This is a genomic window from Streptomyces sp. bgisy159, assembly GCF_965341775.1.
Taxonomy (GTDB): Bacteria; Actinomycetota; Actinomycetes; order Streptomycetales; family Streptomycetaceae; genus Streptomyces.
Map to the genome: position 1 here is coordinate 25427 of NZ_CBDQZH010000032.1, position 16980 is coordinate 42406.

The window sequence follows — 16980 nt, forward strand, 5'->3', positions numbered from 1 at the left end:
CGTCAGGCGACGGCCGCGCCGGTGCCGCGCGCGGCACCGATCAGGTCGCTCAGACCGGCGTCGTCGTAGACGGAGATGTCCACGTAGGCGCCCTCGGGGATGTCCAGGTCCTTCACCGAGTAGTCCAGGACCGCGCTGGTGCCGGGCGGGGTGAAGGGGCCCAGGTTGTGGGTGGTGCCGCCGGAGGTGTAGCTCACCTTCACGTAGTAGCCGTCACCGTCGTTGGCCGTGTCGTACACCCACAGCTTCTCGCCGTAGGGGTGGAACTCCACCTTGCCGAGGAACGCGCCCGACCGGGTCAGTTCCATCTTCACCGCGAGACCGCCGGCGTCGTGCGCGAAGTACGTGCCGTCGAACGGGTCGGTCAGGTTGCCGCCGCTGCAGGGGCAGCCGTCGGTGTCGTAGTAGTACTTGGCCATCGACGGGTTCGGGCTGTACGCCTGTGCCGGAGCCGCCGTCGCGGCCAGGGCCCCCGCCGCGAGCACCGTGCCGCCGGCCACCGCCGCCAGCCTGCCGACGAAGCTCATCCGCACTTCCCCCTCCTCGTGCCGGAGCGCCCGTCGATCACGGGCGGCCCGAACATTCTCAACCATGGCCCGCGGTACGCGCAGTCGTATTTCCGACAGGTCTCGACTCGGAAAAGACCACCGCCCGACCTTGCGCCCGATCTTGCTGTCCTGGCGGGAAGTGGACTATACCTGTCGGCGTTTCCTGCACGACCCAGCTTGACCCGTTCCTGGAGAAGGCGAGGACTTGAGCATGGGATCCACCTCCGCAGCGAACCACGGGCCGACGGGCGTCGGCCGCCGCGATCTGATCAAGAGGTCCGCCGTACTCGGTCTGATGTCCGTCCCGGCGACGGGTTTCCTCTCCGCCTGTGCCAGCAGCGGCGGCGGGAGCGAGGAAAAGGCGAAATCGGGCGAGAAGACCGCGAAGAACCCCCTCGGCGTGAACGCCACCGCGACCATGGAGTTCGTACTGTTCGACGGCGGATTCGGCAAGGAGTACGCCGAGGACGCGGTCAAGGTCTACGAACGGAACTTCCCCGACGCCGAGGTGAAGTTCTCCGCCACCCAGAAGATCCAGTCCACCCTGCAGCCCCGGTTCAACCAGGGCACCCCGCCCGACCTCATCGACAACTCCGGCGCCGAGCAGATGGACATGGGCGTCCTCGTCGGCAAGAAGCAGCTCGCCGACCTCACCCCGCTGCTCGACGCGCCCTCCTACGACGACCCGGAGAAGAAGGTCCGCGACACCCTGCGCCCGGGCATCGTCGAGATGGGCCAGTTCGACGGCGACCCGGTGTGGATCCTGTACTACGCCTACACGGTCTACGGCGTCTGGTACTCGCAGAAGGCGCTGGACGCGCTGGACGAGCGGTACCCGGAGACCTGGGACCAGATGCTCGCGGTGTGCGAGAAGGCGAAGAAGAAGGGCATGGCGGGCTGGACGTACGCGGGCAAGTACCCGTACTACATCCCCTTCTCCCTCTACCCGATGATCGCCAAGGTCGGCGGCCGGGAAGTCCTCGACGCCATCGACAACCTGGAGCCGAACGCCTGGAAGCACCCGGCGGTCAAGACCTGCTTCGAGGCCTACTACGAGCTCTACAAGAAGGGCTACGTCCTGCGCGGCACCCCCGGCCTCGACCACATCCAGTCGCAGACCGCGTGGGCCCAGGGCAAGGCGCTCTTCCTGCCCAACGGCTCCTGGGTGGAGAACGAGTCGGCGAACGTCATCCCCGCCGACTTCGACCTCGCCGTCTCGGCGCCCACCGGCATCGACGGCTCCGACAAGATGCCCTTCGGCGCCATCTGGGCCTCCGGCGGCGAACCGTTCGTCGTGCCGGCCAAGGCGAGCAACGGCACCGGCGGCATGGAGCAGCTGCGCGTCATGCTCGGCGAGGCGTCCTCCAGGAACTTCACCGCCAAGGTCAAGTCGCTCACCGCGTACAACGGCGGCACTGACGGGCTCGACCTCACCCCCGGCCTGAAGTCGGGGGTCGCGGCGCTGGAGAAAGCCGGCGACAACGTGGTGAATCCGCGGCTGCAGGACTGGTACGTGCAGTTGCAGAAGGAGAAGATCGGGGTCGCCGGCCTCGGCGAGATGATGGCGGGCCGGCTCACCCCCGCCGAGACCGTGCGGAAGATCCAGCAATTCGCCGACGAGGCGGCGAAGGACACGTCGATCAAGCACTACAAACACCAGTGAAGGCGCCGGTGACGCGATGCAGCACGGCAAGTACCGTTTCATCGTGGGGTTTCTGGCGCTGCCCCTGGGACTGTACGCGCTCTTCGTCATCTGGCCCTTCGTCCAGTCCATCTACTACTCCTTCACGGACTGGACGGGACTGAGTCCCGAATTCGAGACGGTGGGCCTGGACAATTACCGGCGGATGCTCCATGACGACATCTTCTGGAAGTCCCTGCGCCACAGCCTGGTGTTCGCTTTCGTGCTGCCCGTGGTGACGATCGCTCTGGCACTGTTCCTCGCCTTCATGATCAATGTCGGCGGGCGCCGGCGGAAGGGCGGCCCCGCGATCACCGGAGTGCGGGGCTCGTCCTTCTACAAGATCGTCTATTTCTTCCCGCAGGTGCTCTCCATCGCCATCGTCGCCCTGCTGTTCGCCTTCGCCTACAACCCGGACAGCGGCGCCGTCAACTCGGTGCTGCGCGGCATCGGCCTGGACGGCGTCCAGCCGCTCTGGCTGGGCGACCCCGACCTCGCCCTGTGGGCCGTGATGGCGGTGCTGGTCTGGTCGACGGTCGGCTTCTTCGTGGTGCTGTTCTCGGCCGGCATGGCGTCGATCCCCGTGGACCTGTACGAGGCCGCGCTGCTCGACGGGGCCGGGCGTGCCACCACGTTCTTCCGGGTCACCCTGCCGCTGCTGTGGGACACCGTGCGCTCCGGCTGGGTCTATCTGGGCATCCTCGCCCTGGGTGCCGAGTCGTTCGCGGTCGTCCAGATCATGACGACCGGGCCCGGCGGCCCCGACTACTCGACCACGGTGCTGGTCCTGTACGTCTACCAGAAGGCTTTCCGGGACGGTCAGGCCGCCTACGCCACCACCATCGGCGTCGCCCTGCTCGTCGTCACGCTGGCCTTCGCCGCGGTGGTGCTGCGGCTGGGCCGTCGAGAGCGGCTGGAGTACTGAGTTGAAGACCACGGACAAGCCGGCCCCGGCCCCCACCCCCGTGTCGAAGGCGGACGCGCCCGCCGGCGGCCGGCGCACCGGGCGCCGAAGGGCCGAGGGAGCGGTGCTCAACGCCTTCTCCCACGGCGTCCTGGTGATCTGGGCGATCATGGTCGTGCTGCCGCTGCTCTGGGCGGTGATGACGTCGTTCAAGGACGACCGGTCCATCTTCTCCTCGCCCTGGTCGCTGCCCGGTGAGCTGCACCTCGACAACTGGTCGCGGGCCTGGACGGACGCCCACATGGGCGACTACTTCCTCAACACCGTCCTGGTGGTGGGCGGCTCCCTCGTCGGCACCCTGGTGCTGGGCTCGATGGCGGCCTACGTGCTGGCCCGCTTCGACTTCCCGGGCAACCGGTTCATCTACTTCCTCTTCATCGGCGGCATGAGCTTCCCGGTCATGCTGGCGCTGGTGCCGCTGTTCTACGTCGTGAACAACATGGGCCTGCTGAACACCATCCACGGCCTGATCCTGGTGTACATCGCGTACTCGCTGCCGTTCACGGTCTTCTTCCTGACCGCGTTCTTCCGCACCCTGCCGACCTCCGTCGCGGAGGCGGCGTTCGTCGACGGCGCCTCGCACACCCGGACGTTCTTCCAGATCATGCTCCCCATGGCCAGGCCCGGCCTGATCAGCGTCGGCATCTTCAACTTCCTGGGCCAGTGGAACCAGTACATGCTGCCGACGGTCCTCAACACGGACCCGGACAAACACGTCCTCACCCAGGGCCTGGTCCAGCTGGCGGTCAGCCAGGGCTACAAGGGGGACTGGTCGGGTCTGTTCGCCGGACTGGTCATGGCGATGCTGCCCGTGCTGGGCGCGTACATCGTCTTCCAGCGCCAGGTGGTGGCGGGGCTGACGGCGGGCGCCCTGAAGTAGCCACGGGCACGTCCGAGGGGCGGTGGTCCGGGGCGCGACCCGCAGCTTGCCCAGGGGCGCCTTGAGCGCCGCCCCGGCGTCGGCCGATCCGGGGATGCGAGCCTCGACGGTGTACGACATCTCCGCCTTCTCGCGCGGGGAGGGGAGCGTCCGGCTCCGCTTCAGCACCGCCCGGCCGCGCTCCTCCAGGGCCTGCTCGAACAGCTCGGCGTCGACGCTTGTGCCGCGCGACTGGGCCAGTGGCACGTGCGCGCCGGTCCCGGGCCCGGGACCTCGCCACGGCGATCCCGCCGGCCACGGTGTGTCATGCGGTGATCGCGGTGCGGAGCCGCCCCGGGGAGGCACGCGGGCTTGCCTTCAACCTCCGTTCTCAAGGTGCGGTGGGCCGCGCGAACCGCCCACACTGCCGCATAACACCGTGGTCCGGTCGCACGGAAGCGGGCGTTCCACCACGCCGTGCAGCCGTCTCCGCACACACCGCGATCCTCGCACGCACCCTTGTTCGATCCTGCGGATGTTGTTCAACCTCTTGACGGGAGGCAACCCGAACGGCTCAGCTTAGAGTTCACTAGTTGGACATAGACGGGGTCTCATCGAAGCGGCCCCGCGCGCAGGAGGTCGTCGTGGAGACTCCGGGGTCGCAGTCGTCGCTGCATCGGGCCAACCTGGAGCGGGTGGTGCGAGCCGTCCGGCTGGCCGGATCCCTCACCCAGGCGGAGATCGCCCGGACGACCGGTCTGTCCGCGGCCACCGTCTCCAATATCGTCCGGGAACTCAAGGACGGCGGAACCGTCGAGGTCACCCCCACCTCGGCCGGCGGCCGCCGCGCCCGCAGCGTCTCGCTCAGCGGGGACGCCGGCATCGTCATCGGCATCGATTTCGGCCATACGCATCTGCGGGTCGCCATCGGCAACCTGGCGCACCAGGTGCTCGCCGAGGAGTCCGAGCCGCTCGACGTGGACGCCTCCTCGACGCAGGGTTTCGACCGGGCGGAGCAGCTGTTCACCCGGCTGGTCGAAGCCACCGGGGTGGATCGCGACAAGATCGCCGGTGTGGGCCTGGGTGTGCCCGGTCCGATCGACGTGGAGTCCGGCACCCTGGGCTCGTCCGCCATCCTGCCCGGCTGGATCGGCACCCGGCCCGCCCAGGAGTTGCGGGAACGGCTCGGCGTGCCGGTCCACGTGGACAACGACGCCAACCTCGGGGCCCTCGGCGAGATGGTCTGGGGCAGCGGCCGGGGCGTGCGTGATCTCGCATATATCAAGGTCGCGAGCGGTGTCGGCGCCGGCCTGGTGATAGACGGCAAAATCTATCGAGGACCCGGCGGTACCGCGGGAGAAATCGGACATATTACTCTGGATGAATCCGGTCCGGTCTGCCGCTGCGGGAATCGCGGCTGCCTGGAGACCTTCGCGGCCGCACGGTACGTGCTACCGCTCCTCCAGCCCAGTCACGGCACCGGCCTGACGATGGAAGGCGTCGTGCGGCTGGCCAAGGACGGAGACCCGGGTTGTCGTCGGGTGATCGCCGACGTCGGCCGCCACATCGGCAGTGGAGTCGCCAACCTCTGCAACCTCCTGAACCCGAGCAGGGTGGTCCTCGGCGGTGATCTCGCCGAGGCCGGAGAGCTCGTTCTCGGGCCCATCAGAGAGTCCGTCGGCCGCTATGCGATCCCCAGTGCGGCGCGTCAACTCACCGTTCTCCCGGGGGCACTTGGTGGTCGCGCCGAGGTGCTCGGAGCGCTCGCCCTCGCGTTGAGCGAGATGGGCGATTCGACACTTTTGGACGGGACCGGTGTGGGCCCGCTCCCAGCCGCCGCACCCGCCTTCACTTAGAGAACGCATGACGCCGTTGCCATCTCGTTAAGTATTTACTTCTTGACGTCGCACGTGTGGCCGAGTTGACTTCCAGCCACCTCGGCCGCAGCGTTGCGGCCCTGTCAGGGAGGCACAACCCAATGAACGCAACGATGCGTAGAGTCGTGATCGGCGCCACCGCCGTGTCCATGGCCCTGTCGATTGCCGCGTGCGGCAAGGCGGGCGACGACGACAACGACTCCGGCGGCAGCAAGTCCGACAGCAAGTCGATCGGCCTGCTGCTTCCCGACAGCGTCACCGCCCGGTACGAGAAGTTCGACAAGCCGTTCTTCGAGGCCAAGGTGAAGGAGCTCTGCTCCGACTGCACCGTCGACTACGCCAACGCCGCGGCCGACGCCAACAAGCAGGCCCAGCAGGTCAACACCATGGTCACCAAGGGCGTGAAGGTCATCGTGATCTCCGCCCAGGACTCGGCCGCGATCAAGTCGTCCATCAAGTCCGCCGTGGACAAGGGCGTCAAGGTCATCGCGTACGACCGCCTCGCCCAGGGCCCGGTCTCCGCGTACGTCTCCTTCGACAACGTCAAGGTCGGTGAGCTGCAGGGCCAGGCGCTGCTCGACGCGCTCGGCTCCAAGGCCAACCCGCAGGCGAAGGTCGTCATGATCAACGGTGACGACGCCGACCCGAACGCCGGCCAGTTCAAGAAGGGCGCCCACAACGCCCTCGACGGCAAGGTCGACATCGCCTACGAGCAGTCCGGCCTGTGGAAGGACACCATCGCCGCGCAGAAGATGTCCGCCGCGATCACCCAGCTGGGCGCGAAGAACATCGCCGGCGTCTACGCCGCCAACGACGGCATGGCCGGTGGTATCGCCAACACCCTCAAGGGCGCCGGCATCAGCGGCATCCCGCTGACCGGTCAGGACGCGGAGCTCGCGGGCATCCAGCGCATCGTCGCCGGCACCCAGTCCTCCACCGTCTACAAGGCCTTCAAGCCCGAGGCCGACGCCGCCGCCCAGCTCGCGGTCAACCTGCTGGAGGGCAAGGACATCAAGTCCCTGGCCACCCAGGAGCTGACCAGCGGTTCCGGCGACAAGGTCCCCTCGCAGCTGCTGACCCCGGTGTCGGTCACCAAGGCCAACATCAAGGACACGGTCGTCAAGGACGGCCTGTACACCGTCGCGCAGATCTGCACCCCCGAGTACGCCGCCGCCTGCAAGGCCGCCGGCCTGCAGTAACAGGCCGTACGGCCGCACGGCCGCCGGGCGGTCCCCGTGACCGCCCGGCGGCCCCGCGAGACCCCTCCGGCGCCCGCGCCGCCCTCGACCCCGCTGCGGGGCGGGCGCCGGATGGAGCACCGTCGCCGAGCGCGACGCACTCGCCCTCGTTCATCCTGTAAACCAAGTGCGCCGACGCGGCCGCCCCCCCTCGGCCGGCCCGTCCAGCACACCCCTCCGCGCCTGTCCCACAGCGCGGCATCCCCGCCGGTCAGGCGGCGAAGGAGATGGTTCACGTGTCCGCTACGCCCGTGCTGGCGTTGCGCGGAGTCTCCAAGCGATTCGGTGCGGTGCAGGCACTCACCGACGTCGAGCTGGAGGTTCACGCCGGAGAAGTGGTCGCCCTGGTGGGCGACAACGGCGCAGGGAAGTCGACCCTGGTCAAGACGATCGCCGGTGTCCACCCCATCGATGAGGGCGTCATCGAGTGGGAGGGCAAGCCGGTCAACATCAACAAGCCGCACGACGCCCAGGGACTCGGCGTCGCGACGGTCTACCAGGACCTCGCCCTGTGCGACAACCTGGACGTGGTCGGCAACCTCTACCTCGGACGCGAGCTGCTGCACCGCGGCGTCATCGACGAGGTGACGATGGAGAAGAACGCCCGCGAACTGCTGTCGACGCTCTCCATCCGCATCCCGAGCGTGCGCATCCCGATCGCGAGCCTCTCCGGTGGCCAGCGCCAGGTCGTGGCCATCGCCCGCGCCCTGATCGGCGAGCCCAAGCTGGTCATCCTCGACGAGCCCACCGCCGCCCTCGGCGTCGAGCAGACCGCCCAGGTCCTCGACCTGGTGGAGCGGCTGCGCGAGCGCAACCTCGCCGTCATCCTCATCAGCCACAACATGGCCGACGTCAAGGCGGTCGCGGACACCGTCGCCGTGCTGCGCCTGGGCAAGAACAACGGCTCCTTCCCGGTGAAGGACACCAGCCACGAAGACATCATCGCCGCGATCACGGGTGCCACGGACAACGCCGTGACCCGTCGTGCGGGGCGTCGCAGCACGGAGGCGGCAAAGTGAGCGACACGTCCAAGAGCGTGAAGGGCGAGACGCCCGAGGTGGAGAAGACGGACGGCGCGCTGCACCAGGAAACCGTCGCGCCCGCCGACGACCCCACGGCCGCGCCGGTCGCCGTCGTCGACCCGCGGCTGCTGGTCCGCGAAGAGGGCCTGAGGGGCTACTGGACCGAGTTCATCCGCAAGGTCAGGGGCGGTGAGCTCGGCTCGCTGCCGGTGGTCCTCGGCCTGATCATCATCTGGACGATCTTCCAGGTGAAGAACGACCGCTTCCTGAGCGCGGACAACCTCTCCAACATCAGCTACTTCATGGCGGCCACCGGCATGCTGGCCATCGGCCTGGTGTTCGTCCTGCTGCTCGGTGAGATCGACCTGTCCGTCGGCTCCGTCAGCGGTCTGGCCTCCACGGTGTTCGCCGTGTTCGTGGTCGACCACTCGATGAACCCGTGGCTCTCGCTGGTCCTGACGGTGCTGACCGGTCTCGGCATCGGCGCCCTGCACGGCTGGTTCTTCGCGAAGATCGGCGTACCGGCGTTCGTGGTCACCCTGGCCGGCTTCCTCGGGTGGAACGGTCTGATGCTGTGGCTGCTGGGCTCCAGCGGCACCATCAACATCCCCTCGGAGAGCGGCCCGATCCACCTGCTCGGCCAGAACTCCTTCTTCATGGACCAGGCGATCATCGGCGCCTACCTGCTGGCCGGCCTCGGGGTGACGCTCAGCCTCATCGGCAACTTCGGCGAGCAGCGCCGCCGCCGGGCCGCCGGGGTGCCGTTCCGCACGACCGCCGAGATCCTGATCCGGGTCGGCCTGCTGGCTGTCGCGTCCTTCGTGTCCGCCGCCGTGCTCAACAACGCCCGCGGTGTCTCCAACGCCCTGGTGATCTTCCTGGCGGCGCTGGTCGTCATGGACTTCGTGCTCCGCCGCACCACGTACGGCCGGAAGGTCTTCGCGGTCGGCGGCGGCATCGAGGCGGCCCGGCGCGCCGGTATCAACGTGCCGATGATCCGCATCACCGTGTTCGCCATCGCCGGCGGCTTCGCGGCGGTCGGCGGTATGTTCTTCGCCGGCCAGACCGCGAGCGCCACGCTGAACGCCGGCGGCGGCAACACCCTGATGCTCGCCATCGCCGCGGCGGTCATCGGCGGCACCAGCCTCTTCGGCGGCCGCGGCACCGTGTGGTCCGCGCTCCTCGGCATGCTGGTCATCCAGTCCATCCAGACCGGTCTGGACCTGCTGAACATGAACACCTCGATCCAGTACATGATCACCGGTGGTGTTCTGCTCGGCGCGGTCGTCATCGACTCGATCTCCCGCAAGAGCCAGAAGGCGTCCGGCCGCGGCTGACCCCGCGCCCAGCGCCCCCTGTGCCCGGCACCGGTCAGGTGCCGGGCACAGCCCTGTCATAGGACGGGCTCAACCTGGGTACGGCCGATCGCGTGACCTATGACGCATGGGCCGGGAACCCACCGCCGGGGCGGAACATTAGACTCGACAAGCCCGGCAACAGCTCGATCAGCTCTACTGCAAGGAGGCACGGGTGCCGCTGCTGACCCGCATCACGGGACCGCGCGATCTGGACCGGCTCAGCCTGGAGGAGCTGGACCAGCTGGCAGGGGAGATCCGGACCTTCCTCGTCGACGCCGTCTCCAAGACCGGCGGCCACCTCGGCCCCAACCTCGGCGTGGTCGAGCTGACCATCGCCCTGCACCGGGTCTTCGAGTCGCCGAAGGACAAGGTGCTGTGGGACACCGGCCACCAGTCCTACGTGCACAAGCTGCTCACCGGCCGGCAGGACTTCTCCAAGCTGAAGATGAAGGGCGGCCTGTCCGGCTACCCCTCGCAGGCCGAGTCCGAGCACGACGTCATCGAGAACAGCCACGCCTCCACGGTGCTCGGCTGGGCCGACGGCATCGCCAAGGCCAACCAGCTGCTCGAACGCGACAGCCACGTCGTCGCCGTCATCGGTGACGGCGCCCTCACCGGCGGTATGGCCTGGGAGGCGCTCAACAACATCGCCGACGCCAAGGACCGCCCGCTGGTCATCGTCGTCAACGACAACGAGCGCTCCTACGCGCCCACCATCGGCGGCCTCGCCAACCACCTGGCCACGCTGCGCACGACCGACGGCTACGAGCGGTTCCTCGCCCGCACCAAGGAGGTGCTGGAGAAGACCCCCGTCGTCGGCAAACCGCTGTTCGACACGCTGCACGGTGCCAAGAAGGGCCTGAAGGACTTCATCGCCCCGCAGGGCATGTTCGAGGACCTGGGCCTGAAGTACGTCGGCCCCATCGACGGCCATGACATCGAGGCGCTGGAGTCGGCGCTGGCGCGGGCGAAGCGCTTCGGCGGGCCGGTCATCGTGCACTGCCTCACCGAGAAGGGCCGCGGCTACCAGCCCGCCCTCCAGGACGAGGCCGACCGCTTCCACGCCGTCGGCAAGATCCACCCCGACACCGGTCTGCCCATCGCCTCCTCCGGCGCCGACTGGACCTCCGTCTTCGGCGAGGAGATGGTCGCCCTCGGCAAGGAGCGCGAGGACGTCGTCGCCATCACCGCGGCCATGCTCCAGCCGGTCGGCCTGGACAAGTTCGCCAAGGCCTTCCCCGACCGGGTCTACGACGTCGGCATCGCCGAGCAGCACGGCGCCGTGTCCGCGGCCGGTCTCGCGCACGCCGGGGTGCACCCCGTCTTCGCCGTCTACGCCACCTTCCTCAACCGCGCCTTCGACCAGGTGCTGATGGACGTCGCCCTGCACAGGTGCGGGGTGACCTTCGTGCTCGACCGGGCCGGGATCACCGGTACCGACGGCGCCTCCCACAACGGCATGTGGGACATGTCGATCCTCCAGGTGGTGCCGGGGCTGCGGCTGGCCGCGCCGCGCGACGCGGACCAGGTGCGGGCGCAGCTGCGCGAGGCCGTCGCCGTCGACGACGCGCCGACCGTCGTGCGGTTCTCCAAGGGCGCCGTCGGGCCCGCGGTGCCCGCCGTTGGCCGGGTCGGCGGCATGGACGTGCTGCGGGAGCCGGGCACGGACACGCCGGACGTGCTGCTGGTGTCGGTGGGCGCGCTGGCGCCGATGTGCCTGGAGGTCGCCGCGCTGCTCGACCGGCAGGGCATCTCCACGACCGTCGTCGACCCGCGGTGGGTCAAGCCGGTCGACGAGGCGATGGCCCCGCTCGCCGAGCGGCACCGGGTGGTCGTGACCGTCGAGGACAACTCCCGCGTCGGCGGTGTCGGTTCGGCGATCGCGCAGGCGCTGCGCGACGCGGGTGTGGACGTGCCGCTGCGGGACTTCGGCATTCCGCCGCGCTTCCTCGACCACGCGTCGCGGGCCGAGGTCATGGCCGAGATCGGGCTGACCGCGCCCGACATCGCCCGCCAGGTCACCGGACTGGTCTCCAGGCTGGACGGCCGCTTCGACCGCACCACGGTCGACTCCGTCGAGCCCGCCCGCGACTAGCCCTCCGGGCGGGGCGCGGGTTTCGCCCGCGGGCGCGTGGGGGCTGGTCGCGCAGTTCCCCGCGCCCCTTTTCGGTGGGCTCGGCCGGGCGGTGAGCAGATGTGCTGTTCCCCTGCCGCAGCGGTCACCCGCCGGTCCGCGGCCGGCTCATCCCCGTACCGTCCGGGGGCCCGTCACCTCCGCGCCCAGTTCGCCGACCCTGCGGCGTAGTTCCCGGTCGGCGGTGACGACGAGGCAGGCGCGGGCACCGCGTTCGGCGACGAGGGCGACGATGTGGTCGTCGCCGCTGCCGGGCGCGGACTCGACGTGGACGCCGGGCACCGGGGCCACGCCCCGCGCCGCGCCCTCCACGACGAGGACGATCTCCACCGGACCGGGGCGCCCCGGCAGGCCCTCGGCGGCCAGCCGGTCACGGAGCCGCTCGGCGGCGCCGCGCCGGTCCCGCCACCAGCCGTCGGGCACCGACCCGACGACGTTCGCGGCGTCGACGATCACGAGCAGGGCAGCGGTGCGGTCCATGGGGCCCAGCCTCGCACGCCCGATGGGGTGCCCCACCCACACCGCCGACGACGGGCGGCTTAGAGTGATCGGGTGAACGGCAAGTGGCTCATACGCGGCCGGGACGGCCGCCTCAGCGTCTACCAGCTCTCCGGCGACGCCGTGCTGTGCCGGGCGGAGCGGGCACCGGGCGGTGCCTGGGACGCCCCGCGCAGGATCGGCGGCGACCAGCGGCTGCACCCGGTGCTCTCCGTCGGCCAGGGAATCGACGCCTACGGGCATCTGGTGTCATGGCGGCCCACGGTGCCCGGCGAATCCGGGCTGGTGCACTCCACGCACTTCAGGCCCCTGCTGGCGCCCCTGGACTGGGAACCCATCGGTCACCCGAACGGCAAGGGAGAGCGCACCGGCGATCCCTCCGTCGCCGTCGACGACCAGGGCCGTGCCCACGTCTTCCTCCGCAACGCGGCCGGTGGACTGAGCATGCGCGCCCAGTCGGTCAAGGGCGGCTGGGGCCCGTGGCGCGACTTCGGGGGCGAGGACATCCAGGGCGCTCCCGCCGCGGTCGCGGGCAAGGACGGCCGTATGGAGGTCTACGCGGCCGTGCCCGGCGCCGTCCTGTACTGGCGGCAGGAGAAGCCCGCCACCCCCTTCGTGGTGGAGGAGCGGGCGCAGACGGCGGTCCGCCCCGGCACCCTGCGCGCCCTGGCCACCTCCGCGGAGCACACCACGCTGTTCTTCACCGACGAGTCCGGAGACGTGTGCGCCTGGCGGCCGGGCGGCAAGCCCGTGCCGCTGGTCGCCTCCGCGGGCCCCGGCCCGGTCGCCGCGGTGCGCTGCGAACTCGACGGGCTGGACTGCACGTTGGTCGCCCAGCGGTCGTCCGCCGGACGGGTCGTGTTCGCCGCGTACCCCACCGAGGACGAGTCGGCCGGTGCCGTGTGGACCGAGTCCGGTCCCGTGCTGCCGGCGGACGCCGAGGTGGCGCTCACGCAGGACGCCGACGGCCGGGTGGTCGCCGCGGCGCTGTCCCCGTCGACGGGCAAGCTGCTCATCAGCCGCCGCAAGGAGGAACCGGGGCTGGCGCTGACGGCGTGGCAGGAGGTGTGATCACCTGATCTCCGTATCGCGCGCACCTGACGCGGCTCCATCGGCTCCCCTCGACGTGCGGGCGTGGCGCCCGGTACCGCGCCCGTAGGCGCGTCGTCCGCCGGGAGGCGGGGGACGCGAACGCAAGGCCCGGCTCGCCGCGGCAGCCGGGCACCGGCCCGGCCGCAGGCCGAGTAGCGGCGGCGCCCGGAAGCGGGCGACACGAAGAGGGCCTCCGCCCGGAAGCGGAGGCCCTCGTCATTCGTGCACGGACGTCACGCCGGAACCGAGGCCACGCCCGGAGCCAGGAACCGCTTGCCGGTCACCCGCTCGGAGACACCCTCACGGTCCAGGTACGGCGTGATGCCGCCCAGGTGGAAGGGCCAGCCGGCACCGGTGATCAGGCAGAGGTCGACGTCCTGCGCCTCGGCGACGACACCCTCGTCGAGCATCAGCCCGATCTCCTGCGCCACCGCCTCCAGCACCCGGGCGCGCACCTGCTCCTCGGTCAGGACGGCATCGCCCTGCTTGAGCAGCGCGGCGACCTCCGGGTCCAGCTCCGGCTTGCCGCTGTCGTAGACGTAGAAGCCGCGCTTGCCGGCCTCGACGACCGCCTTGAGGTTCGGGGAGACCCTGAAGCGGTCCGGGAACGCCCGGTTGAGCGTCTCCGACACGTGCAGACCGATGGCCGGGCCGACCAGCTCCAGCAGCACCAGCGGGGACATCGGCAGGCCGAGCGGCTCCACCGCCTTCTCCGCGACCTCGACCGGGGTGCCCTCGTCGATGACGTTCTGCACCTCGCCCATGAAGCGGGTCAGGATGCGGTTCACCACGAACGCCGGGGCGTCCTTGACCAGGACGGCCGTCTTCTTCAGCTTCTTGGCCACGGCGAAGGCGGTCGCCAGCGACGCGTCGTCCGTCTTCTCGCCGCGGACGATCTCCAGCAGCGGCAGCACCGCGACCGGGTTGAAGAAGTGGAAGCCGACGACCCGCTCCGGGTGCTTCAGCTTCGACGCCATCTCGCTGACGGACAGGGAGGAGGTGTTCGTCGCCAGGATCGCGTGCGCCGGGGCGACCGCCTCGACCTCCGCGAAGACCTGCTGCTTGACGCCGATCTCCTCGAAGACGGCTTCGATGACGAAGTCGGCGTCCGCGAAGCCCTCCGCCTTGTCCAGGACACCGGAGACCAGCGCCTTGAGCCGGTTGGCCTTGTCCTGGTTGATCCGGCCCTTGCCGAGCAGCTTGTCGATCTCGGCGTGGACGTAGCCCACACCCTTGTCGACACGCTCCTGGTCGATGTCGGTCAGCACGACCGGCACCTCCAGACGGCGCAGGAAGAGCAGGGCGAGCTGAGAGGCCATCAGGCCGGCGCCGACCACGCCCACCTTGGTGACGGGGCGCGCCAGGTTCTTGTCCGGTGCGCCCGCCGGGCGCTTGCCGCGCTTCTGCACCAGGTTGAACGCGTAGATGCCGGCGCGCAGTTCACCACCCATGATCAGGTCGGCGAGCGCCTGGTCCTCGGCGTCGTAGCCCTGCTGCAGGTCGCCGTTCTTGGCGGCGGCGATGATGTCCAGCGCGCGGTAGGCGGCCGGGGCCGCGCCGTGCACCTTGGAGTCCGCGACGAAACGGCCCTTGGCCACGGCCTGGTCCCAGGCCTCACCGCGGTCGATCGCCGGGCGCTCGACGACGATCTCGCCCTTGAGGACGGACGCCGTCCAGATCAGCGACTGCTCCAGGAAGTCGGCGCCCTCGAAGAGCGCGTCGGCGATCCCGAGCTCGTAGACCTGCTTGCCCTTGAGCTGCTTGTTCTGGTTGAGGCTGTTCTCGATGATGACCGAGACGGCCTTCTCGGCGCCGATCAGGTTCGGCAGCAGGGTGCAGCCGCCCCAGCCGGGAACCAGGCCGAGGAAGACCTCCGGCAGGGAGAACGCCGGCAGCGCCTTGGAGACGGTGCGGTAGGTGCAGTGCAGACCCACCTCGACACCGCCGCCCATCGCGGCGCCGTTGTAGTACGCGAAGGTCGGCACGGCGAGGCCCGCGAGGCGCTTGAACACCTCGTGGCCGCCCTTGCCGATGGCCAGCGCGTCCTTGTGCTCCTTGAGCAGCTCGACGCCCTTGAGGTCGGCGCCGACGGCGAAGATGAACGGCTTGCCGGTGATGCCGACGCCGACGATGTCGCCGGCCGCGGCCTCCGCCTCGACCTGGTCGATCGCGACGTTGAGGTTCGCCAGCGAGGCCGGGCCGAAGGTGGTCGGCTTGGTGTGGTCGAAGCCGTTGTCCAGCGTGATCAGGGCGAACCGCCCGGCGCCGGACGGCAGGTCGAGGTGGCGTACGTGCGCCTGCGTCACGACCTCGTCGGGGAACAGCTCGGCCGCGCCCTTCAGGAGCTCAGCGGTGGTGCTCACTTGGTGCCTCCGTCGAAGTGCGGGTTCTCCCAGATGACCGTCGCGCCCATGCCGAAGCCGACGCACATGGTGGTCAGGCCGTAGCGGACCTGCGGCTGCTCCTCGAACTGGCGGGCCAGCTGGGTCATCAGCCGGACGCCGGAGGAGGCCAGCGGGTGGCCGAAGGCGATGGCGCCGCCGTACTGGTTGACGCGCTCGTCGTCGTCCGCGATGCCGTAGTGGTCCAGGAAGGCCAGGACCTGGACGGCGAACGCCTCGTTGATCTCGAACAGGCCGATGTCGGAGATGGACAGCCCCGCCTGGGCGAGGGCCTTCTCCGTCGCCGGGATCGGGCCGTAGCCCATGACCTCCGGCTCGACGCCCGCGAAGGCGTAGGAGACCAGGCGCATCTTGACCGGCAGGCCGTTCTCGCGCGCGAAGTCCTCGGAGGCGATCAGGGAGGCGGTGGCACCGTCGTTCAGACCGGCCGCGTTGCCGGCGGTGACCCGGCCGTGGACGCGGAACGGGGTCTTGAGACCGGAGAGGTTCTCCAGGGTGGTGCCCGGGCGCATCGGCTCGTCGGCGGTGACCAGGCCCCAGCCGGTCTCGCCGGCCTCCGGGTTGGTGCGGCGCACGGAGATCGGGACCAGGTCGGCCTGGATCTTGCCGTTGGCGTACGCCTTGGCGGCCTTCTCCTGCGAGCGCACCGCGTACTCGTCGGCGCGCAGCTTGGTGATCTGCGGGTAGCGGTCGTGCAGGTTCTCGGCGGTCATGCCCATGAACAGCGCCGACTCGTCGACCAGCTTCTCGCTCACGAACCGCGGGTTGGGGTCGACGCCCTCGCCCATCGGGTGGCGGCCCATGTGCTCGACACCGCCGGCGACGGCGACGTCGTAGGCACCGAAGGCGACCGAACCGGCGACCGTGGTCACGGCGGTCAGGGCGCCGGCGCACATGCGGTCGATGGAGTAGCCCGGGACGGAGGTCGGCAGGCCCGCGAGGATCCCGGCGGTGCGGCCGAGGGTCAGGCCCTGGTCGCCGATCTGCGTGGTCGCGGCGACGGCGACCTCGTCGATCTTCTTGGGGTCGAGACCGGGGTTGCGCCGCAGCAGCTCCCGGATCGCCTTCACGACGAGGTCGTCGGCGCGGGTCTCGTGGTAGATGCCCTTCGGGCCCGCCTTGCCGAACGGGGTGCGGACGCCGTCGACGAAGACGACGTCCCTGACGGTACGAGGCACGATGGCTCTCCTCCAGGTGCGGGATAGGCACTACTGCGGTGCGCATGCGCTGAGCGCGCGCTCAGGCCCATGCTACTTGTGGGTAACGTAGCTGCCCAGCCCCGGAGGTCCAAGCGGCGAACGTCACAC

Annotated in this window: 13 protein-coding genes; 9 read left to right on the forward strand and 4 right to left on the reverse strand. The window is 69.9% G+C overall.

Annotated elements, in window-relative coordinates; genetic code table 11:
* Positions 1-2: 2 nt before the first annotated feature.
* Positions 3-527, reverse strand: coding sequence for a hypothetical protein (locus tag ACSLTV_RS26015; RefSeq protein ID WP_432135927.1), 525 nt, complete (start codon positions 525-527; stop codon positions 3-5).
* Positions 528-759: 232 nt separating this feature from the next.
* On the opposite strand from ACSLTV_RS26015, the gene ngcE reads away from it, so the two are divergent.
* The 8 genes from ngcE to dxs all read left to right on the forward strand — a co-directional run bounded on the left by ngcE (position 760) and on the right by dxs (position 11642).
* Positions 760-2211, forward strand: a complete 1452-nt coding sequence (gene ngcE / locus ACSLTV_RS26020) for an N-acetylglucosamine/diacetylchitobiose ABC transporter substrate-binding protein (RefSeq protein WP_435612989.1) — start codon at positions 760-762, stop codon at positions 2209-2211.
* 16 nt (positions 2212-2227) lie between these two features.
* Positions 2228-3154, forward strand: coding sequence for a carbohydrate ABC transporter permease (locus ACSLTV_RS26025; protein ID WP_432158404.1), 927 nt, complete (start codon positions 2228-2230; stop codon positions 3152-3154).
* Position 3155: 1 nt separating this feature from the next.
* Positions 3156-4073, forward strand: a complete 918-nt coding sequence (locus tag ACSLTV_RS26030) for a carbohydrate ABC transporter permease (protein WP_432135910.1) — start codon at positions 3156-3158, stop codon at positions 4071-4073.
* Positions 4074-4696: 623 nt separating this feature from the next.
* The gene (locus ACSLTV_RS26035; protein WP_432135909.1) at positions 4697-5908 is read left to right on the forward strand and encodes an ROK family transcriptional regulator; all 1212 of its coding nucleotides are present in this window, start codon (positions 4697-4699) and stop codon (positions 5906-5908) included.
* A gap of 134 nt (positions 5909-6042) precedes the next feature.
* Entirely contained in the window at positions 6043-7128 is a 1086-nt protein-coding gene (locus ACSLTV_RS26040; RefSeq protein WP_432135908.1) for a sugar ABC transporter substrate-binding protein, read from the forward strand.
* A gap of 266 nt (positions 7129-7394) precedes the next feature.
* Entirely contained in the window at positions 7395-8186 is a 792-nt protein-coding gene (locus tag ACSLTV_RS26045) for an ATP-binding cassette domain-containing protein (RefSeq protein WP_432135907.1), read from the forward strand.
* Positions 8183-9526 (forward strand): sugar ABC transporter permease, encoded by a 1344-nt coding sequence (locus ACSLTV_RS26050; RefSeq protein WP_432135906.1) that lies wholly within the window; start codon positions 8183-8185, stop codon positions 9524-9526. The genes ACSLTV_RS26045 and ACSLTV_RS26050 overlap by 4 nt, the downstream gene beginning before the upstream one ends.
* A 193-nt stretch (positions 9527-9719) precedes the next feature.
* Entirely contained in the window at positions 9720-11642 is a 1923-nt protein-coding gene (gene dxs, locus ACSLTV_RS26055) for a 1-deoxy-D-xylulose-5-phosphate synthase (protein WP_432135905.1), read from the forward strand.
* Between the two features lie 147 nt (positions 11643-11789).
* On the opposite strand, the gene ACSLTV_RS26060 is transcribed toward dxs, so the two are convergent.
* Positions 11790-12161, reverse strand: coding sequence for an NTP pyrophosphohydrolase (locus ACSLTV_RS26060; protein WP_432135904.1), 372 nt, complete (start codon positions 12159-12161; stop codon positions 11790-11792).
* A gap of 72 nt (positions 12162-12233) precedes the next feature.
* On the opposite strand from ACSLTV_RS26060, the gene ACSLTV_RS26065 reads away from it, so the two are divergent.
* Positions 12234-13250, forward strand: a complete 1017-nt coding sequence (locus ACSLTV_RS26065; protein ID WP_432135903.1) for a hypothetical protein — start codon at positions 12234-12236, stop codon at positions 13248-13250.
* Positions 13251-13504: 254 nt separating this feature from the next.
* Here the strand turns inward: ACSLTV_RS26065 and ACSLTV_RS26070 are convergent, their stop codons facing one another.
* Together ACSLTV_RS26070 and ACSLTV_RS26075 are read right to left on the reverse strand one after the other, a co-directional pair.
* Positions 13505-15634, reverse strand: coding sequence for a 3-hydroxyacyl-CoA dehydrogenase NAD-binding domain-containing protein (locus ACSLTV_RS26070; protein ID WP_432135902.1), 2130 nt, complete (start codon positions 15632-15634; stop codon positions 13505-13507).
* Positions 15631-16851, reverse strand: coding sequence for a thiolase family protein (locus tag ACSLTV_RS26075; RefSeq protein WP_432135901.1), 1221 nt, complete (start codon positions 16849-16851; stop codon positions 15631-15633). The genes ACSLTV_RS26070 and ACSLTV_RS26075 overlap by 4 nt, the downstream gene beginning before the upstream one ends.
* Between the last annotated feature and the right edge of the window lie 129 nt (positions 16852-16980).